This window comes from Sutterella massiliensis (genome assembly GCF_016899755.1).
Classification (GTDB): Bacteria; Pseudomonadota; Gammaproteobacteria; order Burkholderiales; family Burkholderiaceae_F; genus Sutterella; species Sutterella massiliensis.
In genome coordinates, this window is the sequence record NZ_JACJJC010000003.1 from 18,891 (window position 1) to 41,110 (window position 22,220).

17 protein-coding genes are annotated in these 22,220 nt (G+C 57.1%); 14 read left to right on the forward strand and 3 right to left on the reverse strand.

Annotated elements, in window-relative coordinates:
* Positions 1-4: 4 nt before the first annotated feature.
* The 11 genes from H6A60_RS02605 to H6A60_RS02655 all read left to right on the forward strand — a co-directional run bounded on the left by H6A60_RS02605 (position 5) and on the right by H6A60_RS02655 (position 14,255).
* Positions 5-1,252 carry a hypothetical protein gene (locus H6A60_RS02605; RefSeq protein ID WP_205101871.1) on the forward strand — a complete coding sequence of 416 codons (1,248 nt, stop codon included), beginning with the start codon at positions 5-7 and terminating at the stop codon, positions 1,250-1,252.
* Positions 1,249-2,286: a P-type DNA transfer ATPase VirB11 gene (gene virB11, locus H6A60_RS02610; protein ID WP_205101872.1), complete on the forward strand. Its 1,038-nt coding sequence runs from the start codon at positions 1,249-1,251 to the stop codon at positions 2,284-2,286. The genes H6A60_RS02605 and virB11 overlap by 4 nt, the downstream gene beginning before the upstream one ends.
* Positions 2,286-4,562: a type IV secretory system conjugative DNA transfer family protein gene (locus H6A60_RS02615; protein ID WP_205101873.1), complete on the forward strand. Its 2,277-nt coding sequence runs from the start codon at positions 2,286-2,288 to the stop codon at positions 4,560-4,562. The genes virB11 and H6A60_RS02615 overlap by 1 nt, the downstream gene beginning before the upstream one ends.
* Positions 4,563-4,728: 166 nt before the next feature.
* Positions 4,729-6,207 (forward strand): ATP-binding protein, encoded by a 1,479-nt coding sequence (locus H6A60_RS02620; RefSeq protein WP_205101874.1) that lies wholly within the window; start codon positions 4,729-4,731, stop codon positions 6,205-6,207.
* 454 nt (positions 6,208-6,661) lie between these two features.
* Positions 6,662-7,096, forward strand: a complete 435-nt coding sequence (locus tag H6A60_RS02625) for a single-stranded DNA-binding protein (protein ID WP_205101875.1) — start codon at positions 6,662-6,664, stop codon at positions 7,094-7,096.
* 71 nt (positions 7,097-7,167) lie between these two features.
* Positions 7,168-7,404 carry a hypothetical protein gene (locus H6A60_RS02630; protein ID WP_205101876.1) on the forward strand — a complete coding sequence of 79 codons (237 nt, stop codon included), beginning with the start codon at positions 7,168-7,170 and terminating at the stop codon, positions 7,402-7,404.
* Complete coding sequence (locus H6A60_RS02635) at positions 7,401-10,526, forward strand: ArdC family protein (RefSeq protein WP_205101877.1); 3,126 nt, start codon at positions 7,401-7,403, stop codon at positions 10,524-10,526. The genes H6A60_RS02630 and H6A60_RS02635 overlap by 4 nt, the downstream gene beginning before the upstream one ends.
* A gap of 14 nt (positions 10,527-10,540) precedes the next feature.
* Positions 10,541-12,376, forward strand: a complete 1,836-nt coding sequence (locus tag H6A60_RS02640; RefSeq protein ID WP_205101878.1) for a DNA topoisomerase 3 — start codon at positions 10,541-10,543, stop codon at positions 12,374-12,376.
* Positions 12,373-13,473: a relaxase/mobilization nuclease domain-containing protein gene (locus H6A60_RS02645; protein ID WP_205101879.1), complete on the forward strand. Its 1,101-nt coding sequence runs from the start codon at positions 12,373-12,375 to the stop codon at positions 13,471-13,473. Before H6A60_RS02640 ends, H6A60_RS02645 begins: the two co-directional genes overlap by 4 nt.
* Before the next feature lie 78 nt (positions 13,474-13,551).
* Positions 13,552-13,821, forward strand: a complete 270-nt coding sequence (locus H6A60_RS02650; protein WP_205101880.1) for a ribbon-helix-helix domain-containing protein — start codon at positions 13,552-13,554, stop codon at positions 13,819-13,821.
* The gene (locus H6A60_RS02655; protein ID WP_205101881.1) at positions 13,818-14,255 is read left to right on the forward strand and encodes a putative toxin-antitoxin system toxin component, PIN family; all 438 of its coding nucleotides are present in this window, start codon (positions 13,818-13,820) and stop codon (positions 14,253-14,255) included. Before H6A60_RS02650 ends, H6A60_RS02655 begins: the two co-directional genes overlap by 4 nt.
* Positions 14,256-14,729: 474 nt before the next feature.
* Here H6A60_RS02655 and H6A60_RS02660 read toward each other — a convergent pair whose 3' ends face one another.
* Positions 14,730-15,371, reverse strand: a complete 642-nt coding sequence (locus tag H6A60_RS02660; RefSeq protein ID WP_338054828.1) for an NUDIX domain-containing protein — start codon at positions 15,369-15,371, stop codon at positions 14,730-14,732.
* A 105-nt stretch (positions 15,372-15,476) separates the two neighbouring features.
* Here H6A60_RS02660 and H6A60_RS02665 point away from each other — a divergent pair, with 105 nt between their 5' ends.
* Both H6A60_RS02665 and H6A60_RS02670 read left to right on the forward strand, forming a co-directional pair.
* Positions 15,477-16,724, forward strand: coding sequence for an NAD(P)/FAD-dependent oxidoreductase (locus H6A60_RS02665; RefSeq protein ID WP_205101882.1), 1,248 nt, complete (start codon positions 15,477-15,479; stop codon positions 16,722-16,724).
* 127 nt (positions 16,725-16,851) lie between these two features.
* A complete protein-coding gene (locus H6A60_RS02670) occupies positions 16,852-18,303 on the forward strand; it encodes an NAD(P)H-hydrate dehydratase (protein ID WP_205101883.1) in 1,452 nt (483 codons plus the stop codon).
* 1,371 nt (positions 18,304-19,674) lie between these two features.
* On the opposite strand, the gene H6A60_RS02675 is transcribed toward H6A60_RS02670, so the two are convergent.
* Positions 19,675-20,052, reverse strand: a complete 378-nt coding sequence (locus H6A60_RS02675; protein ID WP_205101884.1) for an H-NS family nucleoid-associated regulatory protein — start codon at positions 20,050-20,052, stop codon at positions 19,675-19,677.
* Between the two features lie 178 nt (positions 20,053-20,230).
* Here H6A60_RS02675 and H6A60_RS02680 point away from each other — a divergent pair, with 178 nt between their 5' ends.
* Positions 20,231-21,016 carry a glycerophosphodiester phosphodiesterase family protein gene (locus tag H6A60_RS02680; RefSeq protein WP_205101885.1) on the forward strand — a complete coding sequence of 262 codons (786 nt, stop codon included), beginning with the start codon at positions 20,231-20,233 and terminating at the stop codon, positions 21,014-21,016.
* An 84-nt stretch (positions 21,017-21,100) separates the two neighbouring features.
* Here H6A60_RS02680 and H6A60_RS02685 read toward each other — a convergent pair whose 3' ends face one another.
* The gene (locus H6A60_RS02685) at positions 21,101-22,132 is read right to left on the reverse strand and encodes a LysR family transcriptional regulator (RefSeq protein WP_205101886.1); all 1,032 of its coding nucleotides are present in this window, start codon (positions 22,130-22,132) and stop codon (positions 21,101-21,103) included.
* Between the last annotated feature and the right edge of the window lie 88 nt (positions 22,133-22,220).

Sequence of the window (22,220 nt, forward strand, 5' to 3'; positions counted from 1 at the left end):
CCTGATGAGCACCCCACGATACATCCGTGAATACCTGACTGCGCACCCCGACGCTCACCGCGACGAAGTCATTGACCGCTTGGGCTACGACTTCGAGCATGAAACCGTGCGTGGTCCGGTTTATGACTCCTGGGGCGAAAGCGTGATGGATGAACACAACTGCTTGGAGCTTCGCGAAGAACTCCAAGAACTGCTCGCAAGCTTCAAAACCGAGGACTCGAAAGCGGCCTACGAAATCGCCCGTCTTGGCTTGAATCCCCAGCAGCTTACCGAGTACCGCACAAGCATTTCGTCGTTCGTCACGTCCTGCCTGGATGCCTATGAACCCAAGCTCACAGACTTCATCGTGGAAGCGGTCGATCCTGAAGAGGAAGTCCGCCCTGCTGGTAGCCTGCGGGTGCAATTTCAGGACGGCTACGGCGACCGCTTGGTTGGCACCTACGTCCGTCTTGCCCCGGCCGCTGCCAACTCTTCACCGGACCAGCCGCTGCGCATGGAGCTTTCCCGAGAGATGGTGATTGAGAACAGCGAAGGCTACGAGTCGCCCGACATGCTCCCTTCGGTCCGTCACGCCGTGCAGCGGCACTTGCTGACGCACTACGACGAAATCAGAGAGGAAGCAATCGCTGTGACAGAGGAGCGTTCCTCGGAACTCGAGGCGGAGAACGAGCCGGCAACAGCAGAGATGCCGCCGCTTCATTACGCCGTCCGTGACGCTGCCGGAGAGCTCGCCGCACGAACGCCGGACTTGGCGGCTCTTTACCGCGAAAGCTTTCCGGACTCTCAACTCGACGGCAACGCATCGCTCGAAGACGTTCGCAACACGGTACAGCAGCGCCAGGTTACCGATGAGCTGCGCTTCACCGAACGGCTCGTGCACGGTCACGGTTTTTCCTGGGACGCCGCCGAACGCGAGGAAACGCCAAATCCCTCCGAACACCTTTTCCTTTGCAACGCACAAGGGGATGTTGTCATGAAAGTCAATCCTGAAACCACGCAGGCCGAAGTCGATCGCGAGCAGGCCTGGGCCAAGGAGCGCGAGCCGGTCGTCGCGGTGCTCGCCGAATCCTATCGAAAGGCGGGGAGGCCGGAAAAGTTCGTCTCCGAATTTGCAAAACGCCTCGATGAAGCGCTCAAGAGTGCTCAGTTGGAAGGCAAAACATTCTCGCTCAACGTCTACGACCGTAACGCCCCCTCCAAGAATGCTGTCACGATCGAGCTCAAGCAAAGCTCGAAGGAGCGCACGCGATGAGCGGGCGAGACACGTCGGTCAATCACTTCTTGGAGCCGCTGCGTCCGTTTCTGAGCGACAACGCGACTACCGAAATCGTCGTCAACCGCCCGGGACAGGTGTACTTTGAAACGCGTGCCGGTTGGAAAGCTCAGGACGTTCCGGAGCTCACCTATGACCACCTCATCAAACTCGGCGTTGCCGTCGCGAAATTCGCCGGGGAAAACGTCCTCTTTCAAAGCACGGTTCCCATTCTCTCGGCTGTGCTGCCGGGCGGTGAACGCGCGCAGTTCGTCATGCCGCCCGCTTGCCGTGCAGACACTGTGAGCCTCACGATCCGAAAGCCTTCCTTCGACGTTCGCACGCTCGACACGTACATCGAGGACGGCTTCTTCGATCGCATTCAGGCTGCCAACCGCCTTAACACGGCGGACGGAGAACTGCTTGAGCGCTACAAGCACATTCACGACATGCCGCAGGCCAATGAACGGAGAGCAGAGTTTCTTCAACGCTGCGTTGAGCTCGGCAAAAACGTAGTCATTGCCGGCGAAACGGGCAGCGGCAAGACGACCTTCATGAAGGCGCTGATGCAGTGCATCCCCACGAGCGAACGCATCATCACGATCGAAGACGTCCCCGAACTCGTGTACGGACTTCCCCATCACGACAACCAGGTCAATCTCTTCTACCCGTCGGAAGGCGGTGCAGATGCAACCGTCACGGCTTCAAGCCTCCTGCGCTCGTGCCTGCGCATGAAACCCGACCGCATTCTCTTGGCGGAATTGCGAGGCGGAGAAACGTTCGACTTTCTGAATGTTTGTCTCTCAGGCCACGGCGGCTCCATCACTTCCTGCCACGCGGGTAGCTGCGCCGGCGTTTTCGAGTACCTCGCGCTCAAAGTGCTGCAATCCGATACCGGCAAAACGCTCCCCTACGACGTGATCCGCAAGCTTCTTTACCTGACCGTCGACGTTGTCGTGCACATTCACAACGACCGAACAATCGGCCGCCACATCACCGAAATCTGGTTCGATCCCTCCGTCAAGCGCTTCTGATGTCTCCAAAATCCACGAAACTCGCCCGCATCGTCTTCATCCTCTTAGGCCTCGCCATCGTCATCATCGGCATTCCCTGGGCAAGCGGCGCAGCGTTTCTTCACGTCAACGGTGCGGATCCAACGCAGTCCGGGCCGTTCTCAATCATTGAGTATTGGAAGCTCTATGCGCATTCGCCCGAGAAGTTCGTTCGGGTGTCCGTACAGCTATGTGCCATCGGCCCCTGGGCCCTTCTCGCAGGCTTCATCGGGTGGGCCGTCATCGCCAAGCAAAACCGTCCGCTGCACGGCGCAGCGCGCTTTGCCAATACGGCCGAAATCCGAAAGGCCGGGCTGCTTGATCCCAAGGGCGGACTCGAGAAGACAATCCTGGTCGGGAAGAAAAACGGTCGTTATCTGACTTACGGCGGCTATCAGTTCGTCATCCTGGCTGCACCGACGCGTTCCGGCAAAGGCGTCGGCATCGTTGTTCCCAACTGCCTCAACTACTCGGACTCCTTGGTAGTGCTCGACATCAAGGGCGAGAACTTCGACATCACCTCCGGCTTTCGCGCCAAGCACGGACAGAAGGTCTACCTCTTCGCGCCGTTTGACGAAGCCGGCGTCACGCACCGCTACAACCCGCTCGAATACATCTCAGATGACCCCGCGCAGCGCCTGGGCGACATTGATGCGATCGGCACCGCGCTCTACTCGGGCGGCAATCAGAACGACAAGTTTTGGAGCGAGAACGCCAAGGACCTCTTTCGCGGACTCTGCCTCTTCGTGCTCGAACGCAAGGACCTCCCGAAAACCTTCGGCGAGATTCTTCGTCAGGCTTCCGGCAAGGGGAAGCCCCTGAAGGAATACATCTTTGAGGAGCTCAAAAAAGCGCAGGATGCAGGTCACCCTTTCTCGAACGCCTGCATCGACTGCTTGAACCGCGTGCTCTCCAACTCCGAAAACACCCTGGCGGGTATCGTCGCGACGTTCGGCACGCCGCTCTTGATTTTTCAGAATCCTCGCGTCGACCTTGCAACGTCCGCCAACGACTTCGATCTGCGCGAAGTTCGTCGCGAGCGCATGAGCATCTACTTCAAGATGCCGCCCAATAAGCTCAAAGAGGGTTCGGTGCTCGTCAATCTCTTTTTCGATCAGCTCCTCAACCTCAACACCCGCGTACTGCCGTCGCAGGACAAGACCCTGAAGCATCAGTGCCTCGTGCTTCTCGATGAAATGACGTCCATCGGCAAGGTCGCCATGATTGCGCAGGCCGTGAGCTACATGGCGGGTTACAACATGCGGTTGCTCACGATCATTCAGAACAAGTCACAACTCGAAGACGTCTACGGAAAGGCCGGAGCGCTGACGCTCCTCTCGAACCACGCCCTGATGGTCATGTACGCACCGAGCCCAACGGTTCAATCTGACGCGCAGGAATACAGCGAAATGCTCGGCTACGAGACCGTGAAAAGCCGGTCGCGCACGTCCAGCATGCAGTCGTCCTCTACGTCGACAAGCGATCAACGCCGTGCTTTGATGCTACCGCAGGAGATCCGCGAACTGGGTCAAACGCGGGAAATCGTGAGCTTGGAGAATTGCAAGCCGATCCTCTGCGACAAGATTCGCTACTACGAGGATCCGGACTTCACCTGCCGAGCAAACCTTCCTCCTCCGAGCATCCCGAAGCAGGACATCGACACCTTCATCGCCAAGATCGAGAACCGCACGCGTCCCATCACAGCCGGCGAAATGGCAGCACCTTCTGAAGCCGCCGACAAGGTCGTGCTCGAAGGTCTTCAGGAGTTGCCGCAAAGTGCTGCTACCTGGGGGCAGGATGAAGTGGAAAGCTTCGTCGACTTCGATGTTCAGGCAGCGCTCAGTTCGCTCACTTTCGCTCCCCGTTCAGACGTCTCTACAGAACTCTCCTCTGACGGCATTGCCGATCAGGAAATCAAAGATGCCCTGATTGCCGACATCTTTGACGTTACGGACACCGACTCGAATGAATCTAGCGAGAGCCCTCAGGGAAGCGAGCCCGCTACGGTAGCTGACGCAATCACCGATCTAGCGAATCATCTGACTGCTTCGGAGAATGAAGTAGCTAAAAGCAGCGACGAAGTGGCCGCTGACACGGCTGCGGGAAACTCGGCCGACGCCGACACCACTGACCTGCAGAGGACTCTTGAAAGCATTGATGCGTTGATGAGCCCGACGGACACCACCAAGGCCGAATTGCCGATTGAGAAGTTCTACTCAAAAACGGCCGTCCGTGACACGCGTCGTATCGATTCTTAACCGTCGCCAACAGCAACGATGGCCTTGTGGACACGCAAGAAATTTCGAGTAGCTGTTACCTACCAGGTAAATGGCAAGTAGATGGCAGGTAACTGCGTATTTAAGAGTAAAATAACAGGTAACCAGCCAACTACCAAACATTTGGCTGGTAGATTGCGAGGTTTCTATGCCAGAACTCAATGAAGAAACAGTCATCAAAGCCATTCATCGCATGCGCAGTCTCGGTACCGACACACAGCGATGGGAAGTCAAAGAATCTGTGCAGGAACTTCCCAAAAAACTGCTGGAAACGATTTCAGCCTTTTCCAACATGCACGGCGGCACCATCATCTTGGGCTTGTCGGAAAAAAACGGTTTCAAGCCGGCTGACGGCTTCAATGTAGACAAGATATACGCCCAAATGCAGACAATCGGCGATGCAATGACGCCGATTGTACGTATGGAAGTGGAGAAGATGCGCTTTGAGGGGCAGATGCTGGTAGTCGCACAAGTTCCCGAGATGCCGAAGCGCATGAAGCCATGCTACATCTCTAAACGAGGGAAGTACGACGGCGCCTTCATTCGTTCTGGCGATGGCGACCGCCATTTGACCCCATACGAAGTTGATCGTCTTTCTGAATCCCAGTACCAACCGCAATTTGATATCGAACCGGTCGAAGCTGCATCAATCGATGATCTTGATGCCAACACAGTCGAAGCGATAGCCAAACGAGCGAGAGAGTTGTTTCCACGCGTCTTTGGCAAACTTTCTAAAGAAACAATTTTGATTCAGCTCGGTGTTTTAACCAGAATCAACGATCGTCTTTGTCCAACGATAGCTGGGCTACTCGCTGCCGGAACATTCCCTCAAAAGTACTTTCCCCGCCTTGAAATTGTCTTTTCTGTATATCCTGGCGTCGATAAAGTCGAAGCAGCAACAGGGCAGCTTCGGTATCTGAATTCAAAAGAAATCATCGGATCAATCCCGGAGATGCTCCTTGAAACACTTGCCCTTGTCCAGCAACGCATGAATACCGGTGCTGTCATTGAAGGCGGTTTGCGAAAAGACATTCCAGACTATCCGCTTGAAGCTGTAAGAGAAGCTGTTGCTAATGCTCTTCAGCATAGAGACTATTCTCCTGAGGGTCGAGGCTCTCAAGTTCAGATCAACATGTATGCGGATCGCCTGGAAATTATCAATCCTGGCGGTCTGTATGGCTCTACAACTGTAGAAAGTCTCGGGAAGGACGGAATTTCATCGACAAGAAATGAATATCTCTCACGCTTGCTGACTTATACACCGTTCGAATCAGGATTCGTTGTAGAGAACAAAGGAACCGGCTTTATGGTGATAGAAGCTGCGCTGGCAAAATCATTGATGCCACCGCCGATTGTCAAAGACACCATTACCTATTTTATTTTGACGTTTAACAAGCGTAGACGTACAAGTGATGAAGTGATCGGCAAAACATGGGAGAACATTGATAAAGCAATCCTCAATGCTTTGAGCGAACACTCGAGTTTATCCGTTAAAGACATAATGGAAATGTCAGGCCTCTCTCGCTCGACAATTGGAAATCACGTCAGAAAGTTAGTGGCAGACAAAAAATTGGAGCCGATTGAACCGAAAGGAAGCCCAAAGCAACGCTATCGCTTATGTGTCTAAACTTTATAAACCTGCTGCGGTATGATCTGTCACGAAGCAGGGGAACCGTTTGGCATTTTGGCACCTTGCTAAGACTTGGCCCACCGATACAGCGGTGGGCTTTGTCGTTTTATCGAGACCTCATCAAACTACTCGGTGTCTCTGGTATGAGAAACTGTACTGATGCCGACGTTGAGATCTAACCTTGATATTCAATCTCGAAGTCACTTTCGTCGACATATAGATACGAAAATGCCGGTAACGCAAGCATTACCGGCGAAGCGTCCCTCTTTGTATGCATGTCCGACGAGTCGAACAGAGGCCTTCGGGAACTGTTGGCACGATTGTAGTCACATTCTCTTTGTCCTAAAAGCGCGAAAAGCTTGTTTTCAGGTATCCTTCTGATTGGCAATTCCCCGGTAACAGGCCTCAGGCTCCGCCTGAGTTTCCGATATTTCTGTTACTGAGGCTCACAATGTCTGACTTCCGAGACATTTCCACCAGCGTCGTCGTGCACAGCGCTCCCAAGGTCGAAAAATTCACCCCGATGTCCGGCCAGAACGCCGGCAAAGAACAAACCGTGCTGAATTTCCGCGCCTATCACCCGAATTTCCAGCGCCAGGAGGACGGGAGCTTCAAGATGCTCGACTCCGACTGGTATGACGTCAAGTACAACGGGAAGGCGATCGAGCAGGTGCAAGGTCTGCTCAAAGACGGCATGACGCTCGAGGTGCGCGGCAGCATGCGCGAGCGCGTCTGGAAAGACCGTGAAGGGAACGACCGCACTACGCACGAAATCTTCGCCAAAAGCCTGGGGCTCTCCCTGACACAGCCGGGACTCATCGGCGTTGAGTTTCAAAAGCCTGACCGCAGCCGCCAAGCGCAGACGGAACCCGCCAAAGAGCGCTAACCGCTTCCTTTCGACCTCTCACCCGCATGTCCCCGCGACATGCGGCCCTTTGTCGTACCCGGAGTATCGAAATGGAAGAGACTCTCACGCCCCAAGAGCGATATGCGCTCATCGAAAGCATCAAGGACGCCGCCGTCGAGTGCAGTGTGTTGCACCACTACAGCCTTTCCGAAAAGGAAGCCGAAACGTTCGGTGCTTTTGAGGAAACTTCGCTCACCACGGAAGAAACCGACGACCTCATCAAGGAATTCTTCAAGGAGGCCTGCAAAGATCCGGCCATCTTTCGCTCGCCGGGAGATCGGCCATGAGTAAATCGCAAGACCGGCTGAATGCACTGGCCGAAGAAGTCACCTCCCGCCTCATTGAACAGCTCGAGAAAGGCACTGCGCCTTGGCAAAAACCGTGGAATGGCGTCATCAGTCGTCCTCACAATCCGCTCACCGCGACGCAGTACTCAGGGGCAAACTGGCTTTTTCTGCAAATGGCTGCAGAAGTGCAAGGGTTTTCTGATCCGCGTTGGATGACCTTTAAGCAGATCACGGACGCAGGCGGCCACGTGAAGAAAGGTTCGCGCGGTGTGCCGTGCTTATATTGGGCCGACAAGTGGCTTGATGCTGAGGGCAAACCGCTTTCTTCCAAAGAGGTCCGAGAGCTTCCTCCTGAGTCACGACAACGCATTTTGATTCCTTGTCGCTTTGTCGTCTTCAATGCCGAGCAGACCGAAGGCTTGAGCCTTCCGGAATGGAAAGCTCCCGAAGTCACCTGGGATCCGAACGAACGCGCCGAGAAGATTCTCGAAGCCTCCAACGCCGTCATCCACCACAAGCTCGGCAACGCAGCGTTCTACAGCCCGTCAACAGACTCGATCACGCTCCCAGAGCGAGGACAGTTCGCCAAGGCCTCCGACTACTACGACACGGCGCTGCATGAGCTCGGTCACTGGACAGGCCATGAATCTCGTCTCAATCGCGACCTTAGCGGTCGTTTTGGCACGCCCGATTACGCCAAGGAAGAACTGCGCGCGGAAATCGCCTCGATGATGCTCGCCTCCGAGATTGGTCTTCCGCACAACACGCAGCAGCACGCTGCCTACGTCTCCTCTTGGATCAAGGTACTCAAGGAAGATCCCGTCGAAATCATTCGCGCCTCCGCTGACGCACAGAAGATCACCGACTTCGTGAAAAACCTTGAACAGGAACGCTACTACGTCGTCGACTACGAGAAAAACGCCGTTTTGCGACTCACTCACCCCGAATGGGTTGCCGGCGTTCGTAAGGTGCTGAACGACAAGCCGAAAGCCTTGGCGAAATTTGAATCGTTTCTCGTCCCCGTTCAGGGAAACACGCTCTCTCCGGAGCACTTGGAGAGAAACGCCTGCAATGCCCTGCTCAACCCTACGGACCCACGGTCGCAAATTCTTCTGTCTATCACTCTGCACAGAGGTGCCGTTGCTACAAGTGATCCGCATCACTTCATTGGCCTTGCCAAGCTGCAGCCGGGGTTGGAAGACAAAGCCTTTCGATTCCTGCAGCGTATCGATGGCAATGACGTTGCTGAAAAAGCCCGAGCGGATTGGGCGCAAGAAGAAGCACGGAACTCGACGACCGCTCTCGCTTTCGGCCTCAACTCTCACAACTATTGGAAGGCTTTGGAGAAAATCACCGCCAAGGAGAAGACGCCTCTCGAAACGGCCGCGGAGAAGTTCACTGCCGCGGCTCCTGAAGAGCAAAAACTCGTCGCCCGCGAAGCGCTGGCGGCCGTCAAGGCCGAGAAGCGTTTCTACCTGATCGACTTTGAGGCCAATGATGCGTCCGTTGTCACGCACCGCGAGTTGATGGCGAAAGCCAAGAACATCCTGCAAGACAACCCGGGCGCGAAACAAGAGTTTGAAGAGGCCTTTGTCACGGAGACCAAGGCTGGCAAAATCGTTCGAGACAGTGACCCGGATCGAAAAGAAAGACAGGTGCTGCGCCGTTTGCTCGACCCCACCTTGCCGTGGTCGAATTTGGAGAAGTGTCCGGTAAATCACGCAGGACTCTTTTACACCGACAATCCGTTGCAGGCCGTTGCAGCCGCGTCCTTCTATTCCCCAGACCTCGCCCAAAAAGCGACGGCCCTCGTAGCTCGCGTCGATAGCGGCATCACCGTTGACGACATTCACCGGCAGCTGCAGGATCCCAAATTTGTGGAGTCCTTGAAGCCGCAGTGTCTGTGCGCGGAGCGCTATTGGAAAACGCTGGACACCGAACGCAGCAAAGCGGCCTTTCCGAAATCGATTGAAGCGCTTGAACCGTCCTCTTCCGGCAAAAAGTTTTATGTCCTCGACTTCGAGCGAAACGGTGTGCAGCGACTCACGCACGCGGAGTTCATGCAGAAAGCCCGCGACATTCTGGAAAAGAATCCGCGCGCAAAAGCTGAATTCGAGTCCGCCTGGGGTATTGCTCTTCAACGAGGCAAGATGACGCAGGAACGGGAACGCAATCTGGTGGGGATGGTGCTCGACCCCGCCAATGCCTGGTCGTTCCTACACGGCGTCTACGCTGATCACCAAGGACTCTTCATCACCGATCGCCCAGCGCTGGCCGTTCAGGTCGCCAAGCTGAAATCTGACGACTTTGCCAATCATGTTTTCAAACACGCGGCAAAAGCGAGCCGCGGATTCTCATTGAAGACCCTACAGGAAGAAGCCATTCAGCCGCCGTTCCTTGATGAAATGGCAATCATTCGTCTGAACAGCGAAAAACATTGGGGTGTACTTGGAGAAAAACGACTCCTTCGTGGGGCGCTGGAAGCGAACTACTTACAGGAGCCGTTGCGCGAGAAGCTCAAGAAACTGCCGGAAAGCGACCGCGACGAGTACAAGCAACGGGCCGTTGCAGCAGTGTGTCAGGAAGACAAGGAGCGCTACGAACGGAACAACACGTACTACGCCGTCGACTTCAAAACACGAATGGTTCACCGCTGGTCGCACGAACAAGTCATGCGGCAAGGCCTTCATATCCTCCGTAACAATCCGCAAGCATTGGCTCGCTTTGAGATGGAGAAAAAGGAGGCTGTTCTCAAGGATGGCGCTTCCCCGGAAAAGGCCGAAGCAAGCGCCCTTCGTGAACGAGTGAGCCCCACTTCGAAAGACTGGATGATCGGCATCGACCGAGGGCATCCCGGGTTCTTTTTCAGCAAGGACCCGGCGGAGAGCATGGCAGCCGCCTCGAAAGTGTCGCCCGACATCGCCCGCCGAGTCGAAATGCGCGTACGTCTTGCAGAAGGCGAAGCCGCAGCGAGCCTCGCAAAAGTTCGTGCCACCGCAATCGAGAAGTCACCAGCCTTCCAGGCGAATTGGGTGATTCAACCATCGCCTGAAAAAGCAACGGAGGTTGGCCTTAAAACCACTGCGGCCGAACCTCGAAAGACGCAAACGCTTGAACGTTGATCAGGGAGGCCACAATGCGACTGTTCATTGCAGAAAAACCGTCCGTCGCGAAGGCCATCGTGGCCGAGCTTGGCTCCGCCTCGCGCGGCGACGGGTTCATTACGTGCAAAGAGGGCTCGGTCGTCACCTGGTGCTTCGGACATTTGCTTGAGCAAGCGGAACCGGACGCGTATTTGCCGGACGACGTCCCGCGCACAAAAAAGGGTTCAAAGGTCTGGCGTTTCGAAGATCTTCCGATCTTTCCCAAGACCTGGAAACTCTTGCCCAAGAACGACAAGGGCGTCAAAAAACAGCTTGCAACGATCGGGAAGCTGCTCAAAAAGGCCTCCCTTGTCGTGCATGCAGGGGACCCTGACCGCGAGGGGCAACTCCTCGTCGATGAGGTCTTGGAGCACTTCCGGTACACCGGCCGCGCGCTGCGCTTCTGGGTTTCTGCACAGGACAGCGTGTCGATACGCAAAGGCCTCGCCAACCTTCAAGACAACGGAAAGTTCGTCGGCATGAAGTGGGCCGCGCTTGGGCGTTCTCGCGCCGACTGGCTGCTCGGCATGAACTTGTCGCGCGCCTACACACTGACAGAAGGCAAGAAGGAGCTCATTGCCGTCGGTCGAGTGCAGACGCCAACGCTAGCCCTGGTCGCGAAACGTGATGCAGCAATCCGTCACTTCAAGCCGGTGCCTTATTTCATCATCAAAGCCCGCCTTGGCAGCGATAAACCCTTTACGGCCGTCTGGGAACCGGGGGACTCGCAAACTGGAGTCGACGAGCAAAAGCGTTTGGTCGATCGCGGCATCGCGGTCGCGTTGCAGCAACGGCTGAACACCGTCAACCAAGCAACCGTCGTCAGCTACTCGCGCACGCCCAAGAAGATCGCGCAACCAAAGGCCTTCTCACTTGCCGACATTCAACTGGCCGCCTCGAACCACTTCGGTTTTTCCGCTGAAAAGACGCTCAGCGTTTGCCAATCCCTTTACGAAACGCACAAAGCGACGAGTTACCCGCGCACGGACTGTTCGTTCCTTCCCGAGTCCCAACACGCCGACGCAAGGAACGTGCTCGCCGCGATTGCCAAGACCATACCATCCCTGGCGGGCATCGTCGCGAAGTGCGACTGCTCGATCAAGTCACCGACGTGGAACGATAAAAAGATCACGGCGCACCACGGCATCATCCCGACGCAGCAAGCTACGGACGGATCAAAGTTCAATGACGCGGAACGGAAAATCTATCTCTTGATCTCCGAACGGTACCTGGCGAACTTTCTCCCTGCACACGAGTACCTGGCGTGCAGCATTGAATTGCGCATCGCCACGGAACGCTTCTCAGCCAAAGGTCGTCTGGTTACGAAGCTCGGCTGGAAAGCTGTCACAGGCGCAGCCGACGAAGACAAAACGGATGATGAAGGTCAGGCGCTACCGGAACTGAAGGCCGGTCTGCAGGTTCCCGTATCCGGAATCGAGTGCAAAGAGGAACGCACAAAACCGCCGGCAGCCTTCACCGAAGGCACCCTGATTCGCGCCATGGAAAACATCCACCAAGCGGTTGACGACCCACAGAGCAAAAAGTTCCTCAAGGAGGGGGACGGCATCGGCACGCCCGCCACGCGGGCGGCCATCATCGCCGAGCTCAAGCGGAAGAAGTACCTCGAAGCCAAGGGCAAGAAGATCGTTGCCACCGAGCTTGGCGTTCACCTGCTTCAGGTGGTTCCGGATGTCATGAAAAATCCGGTCCTCACCGCGCTCTTTGAAAGGATTCTCCGCGAAGTGGAGGCAGGAAAAGTTCCGCTGGGCGTCTTCATCGAGAAGCAAAAACAGCTCGTCATCAACGAACTCAATCGACTCCGGAAATGACTCAAAGCACAGCTCTCGATCGGCTCTTTCCTGAGTCCATGCGGTATCACAAGGGGCATGTCGCCGATCCCAAACGCCAGAGTGGAGCCGGCGGCGACCGCTCTCGGCTCACGCGACTGACGCCCCGACAAAAGCTCACGGGCATCGTCAGAAGGGCACCGGAAGTCATGCTGAAGATCGGTCGGGCCAATATTCGCTGCCTCAGACACATGAAGGCCGCAGCCGACTACATCAGCCGAAACGGCAAGATTGAGATTGAAGACCAGGACGGCTTTGCCCATGGCTCCAAAGAACAAGTGGAAGCCGTCGTCCGTCAATGGGGCCTTCAATCGCAGATTCCTCAGGAGGAATCCTCCGAAGATCGTCGCGCACACGGCCGCCGGATCATCCTCTCCATGCCGGCCGGTACGCCGACGGAGGGCTTCAAAGTCGCATGCCGTAAGTGGGCACACGACACTTTGACCGGACACGACTACCTGATTGCGTTTCACACGCCGGAAAATGACCAAAGGACGACGCAACCGCACTGCCACATTTTGATTCGCACAATCGGCCATGATGGCCGTCGCTTTCACGTCGACAATGCTCGCCGCGAGGAAATGCGTGAACATTTCGCTGTATGTCTACGCGAACAAGGGATCGAAGCCAACGCCACGCAGCGCTGGCAGCGCGGCGTGACTCGCCGATCACTGGGACAGCCTGAATTTCACAACGCGCGAAAGGTACAGTCCGACAAGGAACGCGCCCGTATGCACGCCATTGCACGAAAAAAGAAGACCCTATTGCTCAAGACCATGCAAAACCGGCTGCAGGACGTCGAACGCTCCGTTCGGAGTGGAAAGCCTATTCCCGATCCTCCGGGCATCGTCAAGGCAAGGGCGAAACGTCAGGAGTTGACCGATCTGCTGAACGACGTGATTGACGAGCTAAACGCTGGTTCGAGTCAGGACAAGATGCTCGCCCTTGCTACGAAGGAACACCTTCAGAAACTTCCGCCCGTCAAATCTGCTGTACAAGAAGCTGTCAGTTCATTGACTGACAAAGTCAGACATGCGAAGCGAGCAGAGGTTAAGCGAGCTACAACAAAGAACCGCTGAAGACGCCCATGCACCACATTTGCATCTATAATCATAGATGGATAGGCGCATATCATCCTTTTAGCTCTAGGAATACTCATGACCCAATCTACCGCTCGCATTGCTAATGTTAAGTGGAACATTTCGGTTCCACCTGATTTTGATGAGGCAACTCGTATTTACCTTGCGTCTCAAGGAGGTAAAAAAGGTTCTCTTTCATCTCTGGTCCAAAAAGCGGTATCCCGCTACATTTTGTCCTCTCTTACAGGCGAAGCCAAGGAAAAGGTGCGTGCGTCCGGACTCTCGCCGAGTGAACTTGACAAGATCATCGCGGATGGTCTTGCCTGGGCTAAGGATCAGTCGAGATGAGGGTCGTTCTTGATACAAATGTGCTGATTTCAGCGCTTATTTCTCCGCACAATCCGCCTGATCTTATCCTTCAATCATGGCTCGCCGGAGACTTTGAGCTCCTCACCTCAGAGGATCAGCTCGAAGAAATTCGGCGAGTCTCGCGTTATGAGCATTTGCAGCCCTTTCTGCAACCGCACCGGGTAGGACTGATCATCAATCGAATGCGTAGCTTGGCAACGATAGTCAAACCCGGGACACTGATTTCTGAAGAAGCGCTTGACCCTGACGACAATTTCTTGATCGCGATTTGTGAGGCAGGTTCAGCAAATAATCTTGTTACTGGAGACCAACGCGCCGGCTTGCTCGAACGTAGGCATATAGGCGCAACAGAGGTACTTACCGCCGCGCAATTCGCAGAGCGCTACTTGGGTTGGCGTGTTCAACGAACGTAGACTTTTCAGAAGAGCAACGCCATCAATAGCGGATAGGACTGAGTTCTGTTTATTTTCGATAAGTATCACTGATCGATTACAAATTCTCGATAGGTAATTCTTTAAGGATTTTATGGTGACCTTTTTGGTGACCCTGTGCAATTTTTACTAAAATACGGAACGCTAAGTCTTTGATTTTATTGACGTCAGAGAAAAAGTCCGAATCCCCCCTTCTCCGCCATGAATTCGAAAGCCGGAAGTACTTTGTATTTCCGGCTTTTTTCCGTTCTAACTTCACTACCCCCAAGGGAAAGCAGTGACAAACGACACGCGGGAGCTTCCGAGACTTCGACCCCCCCGCAATTGCCCCCCGTTCTCACGGGGAAAGCGCCGCCGGCTTCTACCCGCCAACGCCGGGGTCGAAACACACCCGCTTACGCGGGAACAATTGAGTTTCAGCAACGTGCAGCTTGCCGATACTCACTTACCTGCGCTCTAAAGCTTCCGCACCTTAAGAAGTTCATTGAGCCAGAAAATGGCGGTGATTGTCTTCACATCCGTAATTCGGCCATCTCTAGCCATCGCGACGGCAGACTCAAGCGGTACGCGGTAGACCTCGAGGAACTCGCCTGGGTCAAGGTGCTGCTCACCTTCCTCAAGCTCTTCGGCCAGATAGATCGCAATGTGCTCGCTTGAGTAGCCGATCGCGTTGCGAATGACGCCCAAGCGCGTCCAGCACTTTGCGGACACCCCGCACTCTTCAGCCAACTCGCGCTTCGCACAGTCAAGCTCGCTCTCATTGGGATCGAGCTTCCCGGCAGGAATCTCCCAGAAACTCTGGCGAACGGGATGACGCCACTGACGCTCAAGCAAAATCGTACCGTCCTCGTAGAACGCGATCATCGCGGCAGCACCCGGATGCGTGAGGTAGACGCGAAAGCTCTCTCGCCCGTCGGGAAGGGTAACTTCGTCGCGGCACACCTGAATGAACTTGCCGTCAAGGAGCACACTTGTCGACCGAGTGTGCTCTTCAAGCGGGTCAGCCTCGCGCTCGGCGTATGGAATTGGTTCTTGAAGCGTTTTAAAGCGGCTCTCGATCATCGGGATACTCCAGAAGAAATCTATCGATTGATTCACTTTACATGCTTTGCCGAGAAGCGGCGTCATCCAATACAAGCGCTCAGCTGAACTCGCAGACAAAGGCTCATTTCCGTAGAATGAGCGCTTTCCGTCTCTCTCACCATGCATTTTCTCGTCGTCGGCGCCGGTCTCTCCGGCCTCCTTGCATCACTCGAGCTCATCGACCGCGGCCACCGCGTTACCCTTGTCGAAGCCGAGTCCGCGCCCTGCCGGGGCGCGAGCTTCAGCATGGCTTCGACGACCGGCGAGCTGCGACCGTTTCTTCCGATTGAACCGCTCACGCTCGGCGAGCGCCTGAAGCGTCGCATTAGCTGCGCGAACGGCGCGCTGCGCTACGGCACCAAAGAAGCGCTTCGCTATCAGGGCTTTGTTAAGACTGCAGCAGACCTTTCGACGCCCGAGCGCGTTGAAGCCGCGAGAAGTTTTGCCTCGCTCCTTTCGCTTCGCGCGCAAACGCTTCTGAGCGAGCTCACGATGCGCTACGCACTCGCAAGCGAACGCAGCATCGGACTCATGCATATTTACGACGAGATGGAGCCGCCCGCTCCCATGGGAAGCGAAAGCGAACTCTCGCCCGCTTATGCGCGCGCGGCGCAGCCGATGCTTCCCGAGTCGCTCGCGCTCGAGCACGTCGTCTTCAATCCCGACGGCGCCACCTTCTCCGCGAGCCTGCTTGCACGAGAAGCAAAAGAAATATTGCAAAAGCATCCCCTCTGCGAAGTTTTATGCGGCACGCGTGCGCTCGGAATTCTTGAGCGAGACGGCGTTGCGCGCGGCATTCTCACGGAGAACGGACCGCTGGAAGCCGACGGCACCCTCGTCGCGGCCGGCAGCAAATCGCTCGACGTTTTGCACGGGAGCGCCTTGTCGGAGGAAACCTGCGAGCGGCTCGCACCCGCGACGCGTCTCATGCTTTCTGCCGAGCGCTGCGAAGCCGCGCAGCACACGCCCGTCGGGCTCGCCTTCAATGACGATGCAATCGCGGCGCCCGTCGGCGAGTCGATCCGCATATGCGGCCCCTGGCACTTGGGCGAAGCCGACGAAATCGAAAAGGAAGCGGGCTACAAAGCGCTCTGGGCCACCGCAATGCATTTTCTGCCCGAGAGCGCACACTGGAACAAAGGCCGCTATCTCGCACAGACCGTTCTTGTTTCGCCGGACGGCCTGGGACTCATCGGCGCGAGCGCACTTTCGGGACTTTCGCTCTCGATCGGCGGGGGCTTTCACAGCGCCGACTTCTGCGCGCTGTACGCCAAGGTGGCCGCGAGCTCGCTTACAGGTGAAGCACTCGAAGAAGAAGACCGCGACTTTGCCGAGACGCTTTCGCCGAACCGCTTTGAACGCTGTTAAGCGCCGCTTCGCGACTCTTCCCGCTCGGACAAAAACCGAACCGTTACAATGGCGCGCATCGACACATTGCGCGCCGCGCCATCCTCACTTCAGCGCCCGCGCCTCCCATTCCCGCGAGGAATCACACATGTCTCAGACCATCCTCAATTTAGAAGAAGCTCAAGACCTGGAAGCCCGCGCTTCGCACCGCATCGGCGAAGATGCACTCATGCGCCGCGCCGGCGCTTTTGCCGCCGAAGAAATTGCCCGCCGCGCCCCTGGCCGCGCCATCACCGTGCTCGCGGGTCCGGGCAACAACGGCGGCGACGCACTCTGCTGCGCACGCCTGCTCAAGGAAAAGGGCTTTGCCGTGACGGTTGTCTCGCCCGCGCCGCAGACCTCCGAACTTGCGCGTACCATGCGCGACGAATGGCTTGCTGCGGGCGGCGAAGTGATTGAAGACCCGTACCAGAGCCCGAAGGCTGACCTCGTCGTCGACGGGCTTTTCGGCACCGGACTCGACCGTCCGATCAAGGATCCTTTCCTCGATGCCGTTCTCTGGTTCTCCGAGCGCCAGGCTTATAAGGTCGCGCTCGACATTCCGACGGGCCTCAACGCAGAAACGGGTCACTGGGCGGGCAACATGCCCGGATGCCGCGCGGACCTCACGATCACGTTCCTGAGCCACAAGGCCGGCCTCTACATGAACGAAGGCGTCGAAGCCGCAGGCGAAGTCGTTCTCTCCGAACTCGATATCTCCGTTCCGCTCACGCGCCTCGGCCTCATTGACGAAAGCGACTACGAACACGTTCTGAAGCCCCGAACCAAGTATTCGCACAAGGGCACGTTCGGTCACCTCGCCGTCGTGGGCGGCGATGCCGGCCGCATCGGCGCGGCGCTCCTGGCTGCGCGCGCGGGCCTACGCATCGGTGCAGGCACCGTAACGGTCGAACTTCTTGCCGAAAACGCGCTCTCGGTCGATCCCCTGCAGCCCGAACTCATGTTCGCGCAGACGCCGCTTGACTTCGAGCAGTTCACCGCCGTTGTGATCGGGCCGGGGCTCGGCACGAGCGAGAAGGCCAAAGCGCGCCTTGAAGCGGCGCTCGCCTCGACAAAGTCCCTCGTGATCGACGCCGACGCGCTCAACATCATCGCCGCCGACAAGCGCTTCCTCGAACTTCTGCTGCACCGAACTGCGGCGACCGTCATCACGCCGCACGAAGTTGAAGGCGCGCGCCTGCTGCGCGTCGAACCCGCGACCATCAACGCCAACCGCGTCGACGCCGTTCGCGACATTGCGCTCCAAACGGGGGCGACGACGGTTTTGAAGGGTCCGGGCACGCTTGTTGCCATGCGCAGCTCCCGCACGTGGCTCTCGCCCGCGGCGGATGCGTCGCTCGCGACGGCTGGCAGCGGCGACGTGCTCGCCGGCATGATCGGCGCACTTCTTGCGCAGCGCTACGACACGATCGAAGCCGTGCTCGCTGCGGTAAGCCTGCACGGCGCCGCCCCGCAGGGCCGCCTCGCCGGCGTCGTCGCGAGCGACATCGCCGCTGCCGCTGCCGCTCTGCTTGACGAAGCCCGCCGCAAGGCAAGCTAAGCAACGCAGAAGAAACGAGATCGACAGCACAAGCAGACAAAAAACCGCCGCGAACGACCTTCATCGCGGCGGCTTTTCTTTTGAACCTTTCTGAGCGTCGGACAAGAAAGTTGTAAATTCAAAATGCAATAAAAATTTAGTTTTTTCAACGACTTGAAAAACTCCAAGCGACTCGTTTGTATCTTCTTGCCGCCGGTAGCCAAACCTCGCAACATCCTCGGCAACTTTTGAAATACCTTTCGAGGCCGGCTTCGATACCATTCATCTCGCAGCGGAACCGAAGAGAGAGACGGAACCGCTGGGTTTCTCCTGACTTAGGTTGAGAAAATTGAGGGTTGGCCTCGCAGGCGACGGGAAACGCCTGCGAGGTTTTTTTCGTCCGTATTTCGCCGAAACACCGGACGACGCAACGGTGACAACGTGTGCCGCGCCTGCGGTTCGCCCGCCGCTTTCCGGTTCTTGAAGCTGATTCTTTTTCTGCTTCAAATACGGCCGGCACCGACGAAATTTGTAACGTCAATTCTTAGTGAAATTTTATGTTTTTCAATGACTTATATTAAATTAAGTCAACGCTTTGTTTCTGCTCGAGACGGACAGCCAAACCTCGCAACAACCTCGGCAAGTTTTGAAATACCTTTTGCAGTGCACTTCGATACCATTCATCTCACGGCGGAACCGAAGAGAGAGACGGAACCGCCGGGTTTCTCCTGACTTAGGTTGAGAAAATTGAGGGTTGACCTCGCAGGCGACGGGAAACGCCTGCGAGGTTTTTTTCATCCTTTGGCGTGCTTGGTCGCACTTCTTCGCGCCTCTTCTCGGTTTGTCGACCTCTTGGTCCTCTCAGTCCGCGATCCCCATTCAGTACAAAGAGCTGCATCTTTGCGACGCCTGACATCGCCGGCTTGACCGCCACCTCGAATCAAGTCCAATAGAAATTTGTAAAAGCCGCTTCGTGCTGCCTGCCTGGCGCACAGTCCTCAACGAGCAGCGCACGCCAAATATGTTTCAGCGCGCTCGGTATACCTACAGATGGTTACATCCCTGCGAAGAATCGCAATACTTTTCAGGGTTTTCTTCTATATAGTTCATCTCACAGCGGAACCGAAGAGAGAGACGGAACCGCTGGGTTTCTCCTGACTAAGGTTGAGAAAATTGAGGGTTGGCCTCGCAGGCGACGGGAAACGCCTGCGAGGTTTTTTTCGTTTTGCGCTTCTTGAAATGTTGCGCCCGGCCTTCGTTGCCGATCTGCCTGCTGGCTGCCTGCCTGCCAATGCGAAGATGCCGGCGCTTGCGGCCGGCATCCCTCCCGTCGAATCGCGCGCTCTGCGCGTCGATCCTGTCAGGCGGCTTTACGCCGCCCTTCCTTACCGATCACCCGCGTCGCAGCCGCAGGGGCTTGCCGGGCTCGGGCGGGAAGTGCTTCTCGGGATCGTAGCGAAAGTCCTGCTTGGGCTTTCCCGCACGCAGCGCACGGCGCATCCAGTCCGGAATCATCCCGCGGCCGTCCCACACTTCTCCCCACGGACCGACATAGAGCTCGCAGTCGCCTTTCGGATAGAGCTCCGAAGGATTGAGGCCGAAGCGTTCGACGAGTTCGTTGACGCTGCCGATGCCCGCACGGCGCTCGCGCGTTTCCTGCGCGTGCTCTACTTCCTCAGCCATGGCAAGGAGCTCCTGCTGCAGAGCTTCGAGTCGCTTTTGCTCGTCCTGTATGGCCTGATAGCGCCGCAGAATTTCCGACGAATCCATTAATTGTTTCCTATTATTTTTGTTTGATAACCGGCGATTATAGCGTTGCCGGCACGACGCTCCGAGGGCGCCCCTCGAGCTCCCGCCCGAGGGGCGTGCACAAGCGCCTCTGTTCGGACCTTGCGGCAAAGCTGCTTCGGCAGCAAAATGGAAAAGCTTTTCATTTTTGGAGGCTCACATGCGTTCCACGATTCCCTGGCCTTATGCGCGCGTGGCCGCCCACCGCGGCTGCGGCACGACGGCCCCTGAAAACACGCTAGAAGGCTTTCGCAACGGCTTGCGCTTCGGCTATCGCGCGATTGAAACCGACGCGATGCTTGCCAAGGACAAGGTGCCCGTCATCATTCACGACGAGAAGCTCGCCCGCACGGTTTTGGGCGACGAGCGCACCGTCCCCGAGCTCACGTCGCTCGAATTCCGTTCGCTCGACGCCGGGAGCTGGTTCGGTCCCGCCTATTGCGGCGTCACACCCCCGAGTCTCGAGCAGGTCATTCGCTGGTGCCGCGCCAACGATGTCTGGATGAATATCGAAATCAAGCCCGCCATGGGCGCGGCGCTCGAAACGGGCCGCGTCGTGGGCGAACTCACCGCCAAGCTTTACGCTGACACGATCGTCAAAGACGGCTTCAAGCAGGAAAACATTTCGCCCGCTTGTCCGCTTTTTAGCTCGTTCGAGCGCGATGCGCTTCGCGGCGCCATGGAGACTGCGCCCGATATCCCGAGAGGCTTCCTCATTGACGAAATCCCGGACGACTGGCGCGATGTGCTCGAAGAAATGCAGTGCGTGTCGCTTCACACCAACTGGAAGCGCATGACGCCCGAATTCGTTCGCGAAGTGAAGGACTTGGGCTACTGGGTGTTCTGCTGGACGCCCAACGACCCGGTGAAGATTCTCGAACTCTTCCGCTGGGGCGTCGATGCCGTCTGCACGGATAGACTCGACCTGGTGCCGCCTTCGCTTTGAGATAACTCTCAGCGATCAAGCGGGCATTGGGAGGTTACTCTATCAGAGATATGCGCTCGGTGGCGCCGGCTGCGCACAGTGCGTTCAGTTGGCGTCTTGAGTTTCGCCAGGGGCGGCGCCTTGCGCCGCCTCGTTCTTTTCCACGCCGCCAATTGCGGCTTCGCCGCGGCGCGCCCAGTCGCGAATGATGCCGCGCAGCCATTGGTGTGCGGGATCGCGCTGCAGCGACTCGCGCCAAACGAGCACGATTTGCTTGGCAGCGGGCTGCGGCAATTCTGCCGGGAGCGGCAGCCACGCAAGCTTGTAGCGCGAGCGCATGCTTAAAGCGCCGCGCTTAGGCACCAGCATCAGAAAGTCGCTCTCTTCGAGCGCAACGGCGAGATCGATCGCATTCGTGCTCGAGCAGACGACCTGATCGCGTCTTTCGGGCACCTCACCCAAAAGCTGCCTGTCCCACGACGCGTTATGGAGATTGGCGCTCACCGTCATCGCGAGGCGCTTGTAGCGCAGCAACGCCGACAAGGTCGGCGCGCCCCCGCCGAATTCGCGAACAAGCGGATGATCCTCTCGCAGGAGTATGCCGATTTCAATCGGAAAGAGCGGCAGCGTTCTGAGCGCAGGCGGCACCGCGCGGTCGGGTACGAGCGCGAGGTCGAGTTCGCCCGCCTCGATCTGATCCCAAATGCGCGACGTGCGGTGATGCATCTCGAGGTGTACGCTCGGAGCTTCGCGTGCAACGCGGCTGATGGCGTAGGCAAGAAGCTCGGGCACGACAAGACCGCGCGCGGCGATCGAAAACGTGCGCCGCAGCGTCGCCGGATCGAACGACGGCTGTGAGAAGAGCCGATCGGTCTGCTCGATCGTTCGACGCAGCTCGGGCTCAAGCCGCAGCATGGCGTCGGTAGGCGTCAGGCCTCTCGCATGCGGCGTAAAGAGCGGATCGCCGAAGGCTTCGCGCAGGCGATCGAGCATGCGGGACGCCGCGCTCAGCGACAGCCCGAGGTGCTCGGCCGTGCGCGAGAGCTTGCCCGACTGCGCGAGGTCGCTCAGGAACTTGAGCTGCGCGCGCGTGATCGAATCGGCTGCATTGATATTGGGGCGATTGCTTCGAGACATCGGCTATTCCGCAAAGAAGTTCGCGCCCGCTTCCTTTTCCTCTGCGGACGCAGGGATGCGCGTTCGCGCACCCCGACAACAAAAACGG

Excerpts from the sequence above, each read along its gene's own strand:
- H6A60_RS02605 (WP_205101871.1), top strand. The coding sequence starts at position 5 with ATGAGCACCCCACGATACATCCGTGAATACCTGACTGCGCACCCCGAC.
- virB11 (WP_205101872.1), top strand. The coding sequence starts at position 1,249 with ATGAGCGGGCGAGACACGTCGGTCAATCACTTCTTGGAGCCGCTGCGT.
- H6A60_RS02615 (WP_205101873.1), top strand. The coding sequence starts at position 2,286 with ATGTCTCCAAAATCCACGAAACTCGCCCGCATCGTCTTCATCCTCTTA.
- H6A60_RS02620 (WP_205101874.1), top strand. The coding sequence starts at position 4,729 with ATGCCAGAACTCAATGAAGAAACAGTCATCAAAGCCATTCATCGCATG.
- H6A60_RS02625 (WP_205101875.1), top strand. The coding sequence starts at position 6,662 with ATGTCTGACTTCCGAGACATTTCCACCAGCGTCGTCGTGCACAGCGCT.
- H6A60_RS02630 (WP_205101876.1), top strand. The coding sequence starts at position 7,168 with ATGGAAGAGACTCTCACGCCCCAAGAGCGATATGCGCTCATCGAAAGC.
- H6A60_RS02635 (WP_205101877.1), top strand. The coding sequence starts at position 7,401 with ATGAGTAAATCGCAAGACCGGCTGAATGCACTGGCCGAAGAAGTCACC.
- H6A60_RS02640 (WP_205101878.1), top strand. The coding sequence starts at position 10,541 with ATGCGACTGTTCATTGCAGAAAAACCGTCCGTCGCGAAGGCCATCGTG.
- H6A60_RS02645 (WP_205101879.1), top strand. The coding sequence starts at position 12,373 with ATGACTCAAAGCACAGCTCTCGATCGGCTCTTTCCTGAGTCCATGCGG.
- H6A60_RS02650 (WP_205101880.1), top strand. The coding sequence starts at position 13,552 with ATGACCCAATCTACCGCTCGCATTGCTAATGTTAAGTGGAACATTTCG.
- H6A60_RS02655 (WP_205101881.1), top strand. The coding sequence starts at position 13,818 with ATGAGGGTCGTTCTTGATACAAATGTGCTGATTTCAGCGCTTATTTCT.
- H6A60_RS02665 (WP_205101882.1), top strand. The coding sequence starts at position 15,477 with ATGCATTTTCTCGTCGTCGGCGCCGGTCTCTCCGGCCTCCTTGCATCA.
- H6A60_RS02670 (WP_205101883.1), top strand. The coding sequence starts at position 16,852 with ATGTCTCAGACCATCCTCAATTTAGAAGAAGCTCAAGACCTGGAAGCC.
- H6A60_RS02675 (WP_205101884.1), bottom strand. The coding sequence starts at position 20,052 with ATGGATTCGTCGGAAATTCTGCGGCGCTATCAGGCCATACAGGACGAG.
- H6A60_RS02680 (WP_205101885.1), top strand. The coding sequence starts at position 20,231 with ATGCGTTCCACGATTCCCTGGCCTTATGCGCGCGTGGCCGCCCACCGC.
- H6A60_RS02685 (WP_205101886.1), bottom strand. The coding sequence starts at position 22,132 with ATGTCTCGAAGCAATCGCCCCAATATCAATGCAGCCGATTCGATCACG.